Genomic DNA, 11,205 nt, shown 5'->3' on the forward strand with positions numbered 1-11,205 from the left:
TGGATGATGATATTCCGTTTTAAATCTCAATTTATTTAAACGGATTTTTATTGAGTGGACGCGCTACGATTATCTCAACCCGCATGCTGGTGTGGGGTGGATAAGCGTAGCGCATCCCCCCCAAACAAATTTGTTACACAACAACATCAAAACCGGCGTCTTCAATCACGGCGTGCAACTGTGCCAATGACACTTGCGACAAATCCGCCTCGATAACGGCTTCGCCACGTTCGTGACTGACTTCAACTTGGCTGACACCCGCCACAGCAGCTAACAACCCCTGCAAACGCTTCGAACACCCACCACACGTCATACCCTCAACCCGAACACGAATTTGTTCCATCTTTGATTCCCCATTATGAAATTAACGAAACCGTTTCAAACGCAAGGCATTGGTCAAAACAGAAATCGAGCTCAACGCCATTGCTGCCCCTGCCAGCACCGGATTTAACAAACCAAACGCTGCCAGCGGAATACCCAGCACATTGTAGATAAATGCAAAAAACAGATTTTGACGAATGGTAAGCAATGTGGCTTGAGACAGGCGAATCGCGTCGAGGATATGTTGAATATCACCTTGCACTAAAGTGACATCCGCCGTTTCCATCGCAATATCACTGCCACTGCCCATCGCAAAACTGACATCAGCCATCGCCAAAGCAGGCGCATCATTCACACCATCCCCCACCATCGCCACCACCTGATTTTGTTGCTGTGCTTGTTGTACCCAATCCGCTTTTTGGGCAGGGGTTAAAGCAGCGTGAACTTGACTTGCAGCCATGCCTGCCTGCGCTGCAATCGCCAAAGCGGTTTTTTCTTGATCGCCAGTGAGCATGTGAGTCTGCACTCCCTGTACGGCCAGCTGTTGCAAAGTGTGTTTTACCTGCGGTTTCAGAGGATCAGCAAGACCGAGATAAGCCACGATCTCAGCATTTCGTGCCAACGCAATCACACTGCAACCTGCTTCTTGCCACGATTGCATCAAAGATAACGCCGGCGGCGTTGACATTAACCAGTGAGGACGGCCCAAAGCCCAATGGGTGTTTTGTTCATCATGGGCGGCAATCCCTTGTCCAATTGTCGTTTGCCACTCGCTCATCGGCTGTAGCCGCAGTTGACGTTGCTGTGCCTCGTGCAAAATCGCCGAAGCTAAGGGATGCGTGGCATTTTGTTCCAGTGACGCGGCAAGGGTGAAGACGGTGTTTTCATCTAAATCAGCAGCCAACACATGACAATGTTGCACCACCGGTTGTCCTAAAGTCAGCGTACCGGTTTTATCCACCGCCAAGACGGCCACTTGGGCGGCGCGTTCGAGTGCAGCGGCATTACGAAATAAAATCCCGCGCTGCGCGCCTAGTCCGACGCCGACCATAATTGCCGCTGGTGTGGCTAAGCCCAGCGCACAGGGACACGCAATCACCAACACCGCCACTGCATGAATCAGCGCCTGTTCTAATTCACCGGTAAAAAAAGCTGTCAATCCAAAAGTCAACAAAGCAATCAACACCACCACCGGCACAAAAATTGCCGACACCCGATCTGCCAATCCTTGAATAGGTGCTTTGGAACCTTGTGCCTCTGCCACACGGCGCACAATCGCTGCCAATTGTGTCTCACGACCAGCACGTTCAACCGCGATGGTTAAGTGACCCAATTGCACCCGAGTACCGGCAAAAACCTTATCTTGCTGTTGTTTTTCTACTGCCACGCTTTCACCGGTCAACAGCGATTCATCCAACGCAGCTTGTCCCGCCACGACCACACCATCCACCGGCAAGGTGTCGCCCTGAGCCACCAAGACCCGATCACCCGCCAATAAACTGGCAATCGGTAATTCTTGCACCATGCCATCCCGTTCAACCCGTGCTGTCGCCGGTGCCAGTTGTAACAGATGGTTCATCGCGGCCGTGGTTTGCCGCTTGGCGCGGGCTTCGAGGGTTTTACCCAGCAACACCAAGCTAATCACCATCGCCGAGGCTTCAAAATACAGCGCGTGGTGATGTGTTGCACCGCTCCACAACACCCAACTCGACCACAGCCATGCCATCGATGTCCCCAGTACCACCAAGACATCCATATTCGCCCCACCGCCGCGCAACGCTGCCCATGCGCCACGATAAAAACGCCAACCGACAATAAATTGCACTGGCGTTGCCAATAACCATTGCCATAACGCAGGCACCACACCGTGATGCCCAACAAGCATCGCCACCATTTCAACAGCGAATGGTGCAGTCAATAGCAATGCCAACCACAATATGCGCTGTTCTTGTGGTGCGTGTTCTTGTGCGGCAGGGGCCGGCCAATCGTCTGCTTGTTCTTGTCCAGAGAAACCAGCACGCGCAATCGCAGCGGAGATTTGTTCGGGGGTGATGGGATGTTGGTCAGGAAAACGGACATGCGCCGTTTCATCAGCAAAATTGACATTCGCCTCAGCATTCGGCAAGCGGTTCAACACTTTCTCTAACCGCGCTGCACAAGCGGCACATGTCATGCCTTGAATGGAAAAATGTCGTACCGAGTAAGCCATATTAGTCCTGTTTTAAAATCGAATCGCCCAACCCATGATATTGGGTCACAGCCGCAGAGAGCACCCGATCAGGCAGCATACCGATGATTTAATCAAAACCAGAACTGGTTTTTGCAGAAAACGGAACCACTCATTCGTTTGATAACACGCTAAAAGCCCATCCACTCGGCAATTAGCGGTTTAGGCTTGATTTTTTAATTAAAGGCTGAATTGGCAACAACAAAAAACCGCCCCACCCAATCAAGGATGCGGCGGTTTTTTTGATGGTGGTGTGACGGATACGGCGGTATCACCACATCCACCACACAACACGATTATACGCGTTCGAAAATCGCGGCAATCCCTTGGCCACCACCGATACACATGGTCACCAACGCATAACGACCGCCAATACGGTGCAGCTCATACAACGCTTTCACCGTCAGAATCGCACCAGTCGCGCCAATCGGATGACCCAATGCCACTGCCCCCCCATTTGGGTTCACTTTGGCAGGATCAAACTCACAACCGCGTGTGACACATAACGCTTGTGCAGCAAAGGCTTCATTTGATTCAATCACATCCAAATCATTCACTGACAGCCCTGCACGCTGCAAAGCACGCGCCACAGCAGGGATCGGGCCTTCACCCATGAAAGCAGGATCGACACCAGCAATCCCATACGACACCAAACGACCCAGCGGCTGGGCACTCGATTTTTTCGCGCCAGCGGCAGTTGCCAACACAATTGCAGCCGCGCCATCATTCAAGCTCGACGCATTACCCGCTGTCACAGAACCATCTTTCTTGAAAGCTGGGCGCAGTTTGGCCAATCCTTCAGCACTGATGTCACCGCGTGGGTGTTCGTCAGTATCAAACAATGTCGTGCCTTTGCGAGTGACTAATTCCACTGGCAAAATTTGCTCTTTGAAATGACCGGCAGCAATCGCAGCCACGGCGCGGCGATGTGATTCAACCGCAAACGCATCCTGCTCTTCACGGGAGAAACCCCACTTAGCTGCAATATTTTCTGCAGTAATCCCCATGTGGACGGTGTCAAATGGATCGGTCAATGCCCCGACCATCATATCCACCATTTTGCTATCCCCCATCCGAGCGCCCCAACGCGCAGCTGGCAATAAATAACCGGCACGGCTCATCGATTCAGCCCCACCAGCAATCGCCAACTCGGCATCACCCAGCGCCAGCATCTGCGCCGCAGAAACAATCGCCTGCATACCGGAACCGCACAGACGGTTCACGGTTAAGGCTTGCGACGCATGGCTCATACCACCGTTAAGGCATGACACACGAGACACATACATATCGCGAGCTTCAGTATGCAGCACATTACCAAACACACCGTGGTCGATGTCTTCTGCGGCAACACCAGCGCGTTTAATCGCTTCTTTCACTACCTGTGCACCCAGTTCGCTAGGTGCAAAGTCTTTCAAAGCACTACCATAGTCAGCAATGGCAGTACGCACACCAGACAGCACAAAAATTTCAGGCAACGTCATTTTTCTTATCCTTTACGTAAGGGTCATCGTTGAGCACGAGGGCTTAATTTAATGCATTTTTCGTTAAAACAGATACAAGTGTTTGTTCATGTCGCCCGTTATGAGAGCATTTCCCGCGCAGCGGAAAGCCTTGCCATGTCGCCTTCTGCGGTAAGTGGCGCACTGTGTGAATTAGAACGGCAGTTTTCGATTCAGTTATTTGACCGTGTAGGAAAACGCTTGCGCCTCAATGCCTTAGGCCATGCTTTACAGCCACAAGCAGAAGAATGGCTAGATCGCGCTGCCGCACTTGAAGCCTTGATGAAAAGCCAAGATGCCTGTGGACCATTGGCAATTGGAGCAACCTTAACGTTGGGCAATTATTTGGTCACTGGGTTGGTGGCGGAGTATATGCAACAACATCCCGCCAGCCGTGTGAGCCTAGAAGTTGCTAACACTCGGCACATTGTTGAAAGAATGTTGTGTTTTGCCTTGGATGTCGCCCTGATTGAGGGTGAATGTCATCATCCTGAGCTGATAACAGAATCGTGGGGCGGGGACAGTTTGGAAATTTTTTGTGCGCCCGACCATCCTCTGGCCAAACAAGGACAGCTCTCACCACGCGATTTTGCTCGTGAAACGTGGATTGTGCGTGAAACCGGATCGGGTACCCGCGAGGCCTTTGATCGAGCGCGTGCCGCCCATCAATTACCTATTGCCATCCGCCTTGAGTTGGAACATACCGAAGGGATTAAACGTGCGGTGGAATCGGGGCTTGGGTTGGGGTGTGTGTCGGGATTGGCACTGCGTGAGGCGTTTCGGCGCGGCAGTCTGGTCAAGTTAGCGGCACCGTGGTTAGACCTACGACGGGAATTTTTATTGGTTTATCATCGCGATAAATACCTCACCCCCGCCCTGCAACATTTTCTGCGTTTATGTCGCGAATCGCTGGCACAAGGCTGTTTACAACGAGAAAGCCGCATTCCCTAATGCAATTAGCCCACTATGCCTAGTGCGTCGCAACACAGATTGCGTTAGGATTATGCGCCCTGCTTGACGCAGGTGAATACCACGTTTTTTTACCTGACTTATTCGGAGTATTTCTCATGCAAGCGTGTTTACGAGGCTGGCTGGCTGTGACTGACCTGAACCCCTGCGCCCGAGCGACTGCGGCGCGAGCCGCCGCCTCGATGATGCTTGCCATGATGGCTATGCAGTGAACGCTGCGCCCGCTTGGCGACAACGCAAACAACGTCGCCGTCCCCCTGCTTTTGTGGCAAAGAGTCCCACTCGCGCCACTGTTTTAATAAGGTCAGTCACTATGCAACCCATTTTAAAATCTAACAAACTGGCAAATGTTTGTTACGACATCCGTGGCCCAGTTTTGGCACGCGCCAAACAAATGGAAGAAGAAGGCCACCGTATCATCAAGCTCAACATCGGTAATCCTGCACCATTTGGTTTTGAAGCGCCGGAGGAAATTGTGGTCGATGTGATGCACAATTTGGGCGATGCTTCGGGGTATTCCGATTCGAAAGGCTTGTTTGCTGCACGCAAAGCCATCATGCACTACACCCAGCAGAAAGGCATTGCTGGTGTGAAAATTGACGATATTTACATCGGCAATGGCGTGTCAGAGCTGATTGTGATGGCAATGCAAGCCCTGTTAGACAGCGGTGATGAGGTATTAGTCCCCTCGCCAGATTACCCCCTGTGGACCGCCGCCATCAGCCTTGCCGGTGGCGTCCCTCGGCACTATATCTGTGACGAGAATAATGGTTGGTTGCCCGATTTAGACGATATTCGCGGCAAAATTACCCCCAGCACCCGCGCCATTGTGTTAATCAACCCAAACAACCCGACAGGGGCGTTATACCCTGAAGCTTTCCTGCGCGAAGTGGTAGAACTGGCCCGTCAGCACCAGCTGATTGTGTATGCTGATGAGATTTACGACAAAGTGGTGTTTGATGGCCAAAAGCATGTGTCGATTGCCAGCTTGGCCGACGATGTTTTATTCATCACCTTTAACGGTTTGTCGAAAAACTATCGTGCGTGCGGCTATCGTGCAGGTTGGATGATTGTTTCTGGCGAAAAACGTCATGCAAAAGATTACATTGAAGGCCTGAATATGCTGGCCTCGATGCGTTTGTGTGCCAATGTCCCCGGGCAATTTGCGATTCAAACCGCACTCGGTGGTTATCAAAGCATTGATGATTTGGTTGCACCACAAGGGCGTTTGACCAAACAGCGCGACCTTGCTTGGGAAATGCTGAATGCCATCCCGGGTGTGAGTTGTGTCAAACCGCAAGCCGCGCTGTATCTCTTCCCCCGTCTTGATCCAAAAATCTATCCGGTGGCAGACGATCAACAGCTGATTCTCGAATTTTTAGAAGCGGAAAAAGTTTTGCTGGTACAAGGCAGCGGCTTTAACTGGGCACAACCCGACCACTTCCGTGTGGTGTTCCTGCCGAATGTCGATGACTTGCGCGATGCCCTCACCCGCCTGACCCGTTTCTTAGAACACTATCGCAAGCGCCACGGCACCGATACCGCCGTGAGCCACGCTTAATTTATTAACCTAGGATAGCTCGTTACTTTAAGGAGACCGCGAGAAACAGAGTATGCACGGCATACTATGCTATCCCTCCCCGCTGACCACCGGCGGGGCTTCTCGCGCACAAAACATCATGAAACCCATCCAAGTTGGCCTGTTAGGCATCGGCACCGTTGGCGGTGGCACTTTTACTGTTTTGAGTCGTAACCAAGAAGAAATCACCCGCCGCGCTGGCCGCCCTATTCAAATTACGATGGTGGCAGATAAAAACCTCGACCATGCTCGTACAGTTGTCGGCGATGCAGCAACCGTCACGGATGATGCGTTTGCCGTGGTGCGTGACCCGAATGTTGACATCGTGGTGGAACTGATCGGTGGCTATGGCATTGCCAAAGAATTGGTTTTAGAAGCTATCCGCAATGGCAAGCATGTAGTAACCGCTAACAAAGCTTTGTTGGCCGTACATGGCAATGAAATTTTTGCTGCGGCACGCGAAAAAGGCGTTACCGTGGCTTTTGAAGCCGCCGTTGCCGGTGGGATTCCAATTATTAAAGCGGTACGTGAAGGTCTATCCGCCAACCGTATCCAATGGATCGCCGGCATTATCAACGGCACCACCAACTTTATTTTGTCGGAAATGCGCGACAAAGGGTTGTCGTTTAATGAAGTGTTAGCGGAAGCTCAACGCTTAGGTTATGCCGAAGCCGATCCGACTTTCGACGTTGAAGGGGTCGATGCTGCACATAAAATCACGCTGCTGTCGGCCTTGGCGTTTGGTACTCCAGTGCAATTTAACCAAGCCCATATCGAAGGCATCACGTCACTGAAAGCGGAAGATATTCGCTATGCAGAACAATTAGGCTATCGCATTAAATTGTTAGGCATCACTCGCCGTACCGAAGCCGGTGTCGAGTTGCGTGTTCACCCCACTTTGGTGCCAGAAAAACGCCTGATTGCCAATGTTGAAGGGGCAATGAATGCAGTGTTGGTACAAGCAGATGCCGTTGGCGCCACCTTGTATTACGGTAAAGGGGCAGGGGCAGAGCCGACCGCCAGTGCAGTGATTGCTGATTTGGTGGACGTGACTCGCTTACATACCGCCGACCCAGAACACCGTGTGCCACACTTGGCCTTCCAACCCGATCAATTGGCTGAATTGCCTATTCTGCCTATCGGTGAAGTGGAAACCGCTTACTACTTGCGTTTATCCGTCGAAGACAAGCCCGGTGTCTTGGCCGATGTAACGCGCATTTTGGCTGATCACAGCATCAGTATCGACGCCATGTTGCAGCGTGAACCAGCGGAAGGCGCTGATCAGGCAGACATCATTATTCTGACTCATCGCACGTTCGAAAAACACATGAGTGCAGCACTCGAGAAAATCACTGCCTTGTCAGTGGTGCGTGGTGATGTCACTCGTCTGCGTTTGGAGGCATTAGGTTAATGCGTTATCTCTCGACTCGCGGTCAATCACCGGCCCAATCTTTTTCTGATATTTTGCTCGGTGGTCTCGCCCCAGATGGCGGGTTATACCTGCCAGAACAGTATCCACAGGTCACCGCCGAGCAGTTAGCGGCTTGGCGTCAACTGTCGTATGCTGACTTGGCATTTGAAATTCTGAGCCTGTTTGCAACCGATATCCCAGCAACAGACTTGCGCGACATTTGCCAACGCACCTACCGCGCCGAGGTGTATGGCTATGCCCGACAGCCAGAAAAAGCAGCTGATATCACCCCCATCACTTGGTTAAAAGAGGGCATTGGGTTACTCGAATTATCGAATGGCCCTACGCTGGCCTTTAAAGACATGGCCATGCAGTTGCTTGGCAATTTGTTTGAATATGTGTTGGCCAAACGTGGCGAGGAAATCAATATCCTCGGTGCAACCTCCGGTGACACAGGCTCGGCAGCAGAATATGCCATGCGTGGTAAACGTGGTGTGCGTGTCTTTATGTTGTCACCGCACGGCAAAATGAGTGCCTTCCAACGGGCACAGATGTATTCCTTACAAGACGAAAACATCTTTAACATTGCTGTGGAAGGGATGTTTGATGATGCACAAGACATCGTCAAAGCGGTATCAAACGATCATGCCTTCAAAGCACGTTATAAAATCGGGGCAGTGAATTCGATCAACTGGGGCCGGATTGCGGCGCAAGTGGTGTATTACTTTAAAGGCTATTTTGCCGCCACCCAAGATAACAGCCAGCAAGTTGCGTTCTGTGTGCCTTCGGGTAACTTTGGCAATATTTGTGCAGGTCATATCGCCCGCATGATGGGGCTGCCGATTGGTAAGCTGATTTTGGCAACCAACGAAAACGATGTGTTAGATGAGTTCTTTAAATCGGGGGCTTATCGCCCACGTGGAACGGCAGATACCTTCGTTACCTCTAGCCCTTCGATGGATATTTCTAAAGCCTCGAACTTCGAGCGTTTTGTGTTCGACTTAGTCGGCCGTAACCCAACACGCTTGGCTGAATTGTGGCAACAAGTGGATCGGGGTGGGTTTGATCTCAGCACCAGCCTAGAATGGGCACAGCTGGAACAATTTGCTTTTGTTTCAGGAAAAAGCACCCACGCCGATCGTTTAGCCACGATTCGCAGTGTGTTTGCTTCGGATGGCTTGATGATCGATACCCATACGGCAGATGGCATTAAAGTCGCTCGTGAGGTGGCAGTGACGGGGATGCCGGTGTTGGTATTGGAAACGGCACAGGCAGTGAAGTTTGCCGAGACGATTCAAGAAGCCCTGCAACAAAGCCCAGCTGCGCCACAAGGGTTGGCGAATTTAGAAGATTTGCCACAGCGAGTGACGGTCATGCCGGCCGATGTCGAACAGGTGAAACAATTTATTGTTGCCCATAGCGAATAGTCGCCAATCAACAGGCAAACTGTTACACTGCCTTTGATGATTTGAGTCTTATCCGCCCACCGTTTTGCGGTGGGCGTTTTCTTTTTTTGCTGACCTCGCTTCAATCCTGAAGCAGGGCAGAGTGTGAGGAGCTATCTTATGTCTACCCCCCCTTCTCTGATTTTGTCCAGCCTAGATGTGTTGCGTTTGGAAAAGCTGTTACAAAACGCCGAGTGGCGACACAGCCCAGCCGCCGTTGCCTTAGAGGCAGAAATTGATCGGGCGGATATTGTCGATCCACAAGAGATCCCTGCCGGTGTTGTAACGATGAATTCGCGTGTCCGCTTATTGAATATCAGCACTGGGCAAGAGATGAGTTATACCCTTGTCTATCCGCAAGATGGCGGTGAGGGATGTTTGTCAGTATTAGCGCCCGTTGGCTCGGCATTACTTGGTTTGTCAGTCGGGCAAGAGATTGATTGGCCGTTACCCTCTGGCAATACACATCGAATTAAGGTGTTGGATGTGTTGTATCAACCAGAGGCAGCAGGCGAATTCACGCGGTAGCCTTAGTGGGATTTGCATGAGCAGGGTTTACAATTTAATTGACCTCTTCCCCGCCCTCTCGCTTTCGCTCGCCAGTCTTGAGACTGGGAAGGACGGGTCTGAAAATTGCGGTGGGGGCGAGGCAGTGGCTAAGCTGCGTTCCAGTCTAGGTTTAACGCAAATGGAATTTGCTGCAAAATTTTGTATTAGCTTAGGTACGCTTCGTCATTGGGAGCGCGGAGATCGAAAACCACATGGCCCTGCGCTTGCATTACTGCATGTCGTAGCCAAAGAACCCCAAGCCGTTCTACGGGCCTTAAGCTAATCACTCACTTCGCCGTCTGGCAGCAGGAATCCCCGCTCTTTAGAACGGGGAGGAAATCAACTATCAACCTAACCAAATAACACCGTATCATGCCTTCAGGTCAATGCTGTTTCGATTAGCCAGTTGATTACCCAACTCATATGTCCAACGGTTTCCTGAAATTACTTCTGCAGTGCGATTACCTGCCATTTCCATTTCTCCTTTCATCCTTTCCATTTCTTTTTGTAGTTGCTCCCGCTTCAAGAGATTTGCAGATGTTGCTGTTTCCGTTGCTGCAGTAGGCTCTAAGGTAGGACGCTGTTGAGAGGAGAGGGAATTACTCACATTGGCACGTAGTTGATCTACTTTCTTGATCACATCACTCAAACGGGTCTCTGTATCAGCAGGGTTACTACTCGAAGGGTCTGTCACTGTTAAGTCATAGACACCTTTAACAATTTCACTCGTCGAGGCAACAGCAGAGAACACAGCAGCGCCAAAGGTAGACTGTTCATTCGCATTAAACGAACCATCGAATAACTTGGTGTCGTTGTAACTGGTGTTTGTTACCACTCGCTTAATATTGTCTTGTAACTCGACTAGTTCTTTTTGAACCGCCTCACGATCATTAGAAGTTGTACTGGAATTGGTAGTTTGTACCAACTTAAGCATACCTTGCAGGTTGTCACGAATCTCACTCAAACCGCCCTCTGCGGTTAATGACAAAGCAATCTCAGAGTTACGGCTATTATTTCTTTGTTGATTGATAGCATTCTGAATAGTGGCCGTAGAATCCTTACCGATATTTGCTGCCATGCGTGCAACTAGTTTGTCTGAGTTGGTTCTGTCAGATTGTGCGGTTGCTTCGGCAATCGAACGTTGGTGACGGAGAAGATCGTTAGTAATACGCATAGATGGCATCCTTAGTTTTACAGTTGGTGTT

10 protein-coding genes are annotated in these 11,205 nt (G+C 50.9%); 6 read left to right on the forward strand and 4 right to left on the reverse strand.

Translation table 11 applies throughout. From position 1 onward, the window contains the following. Positions 1 to 133 precede the first annotated feature (133 nt). The 3 genes from ACTBZS_RS10385 to ACTBZS_RS10395 form a co-directional block, all read right to left on the reverse strand. Complete coding sequence (locus ACTBZS_RS10385) at positions 134 to 343, reverse strand: heavy-metal-associated domain-containing protein (protein WP_463044064.1); 210 nt, start codon at positions 341 to 343, stop codon at positions 134 to 136. Positions 344 to 364: 21 nt separating this feature from the next. Beyond that, on the reverse strand, positions 365 to 2,530 hold the full coding sequence (locus ACTBZS_RS10390) for a heavy metal translocating P-type ATPase (protein WP_463044065.1): 2,166 nt from the start codon (positions 2,528 to 2,530) through the stop codon (positions 365 to 367). A 314-nt stretch (positions 2,531 to 2,844) separates the two neighbouring features. Continuing rightward, a complete protein-coding gene (locus ACTBZS_RS10395) occupies positions 2,845 to 4,029 on the reverse strand; it encodes an acetyl-CoA C-acyltransferase family protein (RefSeq protein ID WP_022652597.1) in 1,185 nt (394 codons plus the stop codon). Positions 4,030 to 4,080: 51 nt separating this feature from the next. Here ACTBZS_RS10395 and ACTBZS_RS10400 point away from each other — a divergent pair, with 51 nt between their 5' ends. The 6 genes from ACTBZS_RS10400 to ACTBZS_RS10425 all read left to right on the forward strand — a co-directional run bounded on the left by ACTBZS_RS10400 (position 4,081) and on the right by ACTBZS_RS10425 (position 10,283). Next, positions 4,081 to 4,998, forward strand: a complete 918-nt coding sequence (locus ACTBZS_RS10400; protein ID WP_022652599.1) for a LysR substrate-binding domain-containing protein — start codon at positions 4,081 to 4,083, stop codon at positions 4,996 to 4,998. 331 nt (positions 4,999 to 5,329) lie between these two features. Beyond that, on the forward strand, positions 5,330 to 6,577 hold the full coding sequence (locus ACTBZS_RS10405; protein ID WP_460429340.1) for a pyridoxal phosphate-dependent aminotransferase: 1,248 nt from the start codon (positions 5,330 to 5,332) through the stop codon (positions 6,575 to 6,577). Positions 6,578 to 6,695: 118 nt separating this feature from the next. Beyond that, on the forward strand, positions 6,696 to 8,006 hold the full coding sequence (locus ACTBZS_RS10410) for a homoserine dehydrogenase (protein ID WP_463044069.1): 1,311 nt from the start codon (positions 6,696 to 6,698) through the stop codon (positions 8,004 to 8,006). Then, positions 8,006 to 9,433, forward strand: coding sequence for a threonine synthase (thrC, locus tag ACTBZS_RS10415; protein WP_463044066.1), 1,428 nt, complete (start codon positions 8,006 to 8,008; stop codon positions 9,431 to 9,433). Before ACTBZS_RS10410 ends, thrC begins: the two co-directional genes overlap by 1 nt. A 138-nt stretch (positions 9,434 to 9,571) precedes the next feature. Further along, positions 9,572 to 9,979 carry a nucleoside diphosphate kinase regulator gene (gene rnk, locus ACTBZS_RS10420; RefSeq protein WP_460429338.1) on the forward strand — a complete coding sequence of 136 codons (408 nt, stop codon included), beginning with the start codon at positions 9,572 to 9,574 and terminating at the stop codon, positions 9,977 to 9,979. Between the two features lie 16 nt (positions 9,980 to 9,995). Next, positions 9,996 to 10,283, forward strand: a complete 288-nt coding sequence (locus tag ACTBZS_RS10425; protein WP_463044067.1) for a helix-turn-helix domain-containing protein — start codon at positions 9,996 to 9,998, stop codon at positions 10,281 to 10,283. 87 nt (positions 10,284 to 10,370) lie between these two features. On the opposite strand, the gene ACTBZS_RS10430 is transcribed toward ACTBZS_RS10425, so the two are convergent. Then, positions 10,371 to 11,205, reverse strand: an 835-nt coding sequence (locus ACTBZS_RS10430) for a flagellin N-terminal helical domain-containing protein (protein WP_463044068.1), incomplete at its 5' end; no start/stop codon positions are given.

The sequence above is a fragment of the Aquaspirillum sp. genome, from assembly GCF_055136605.1.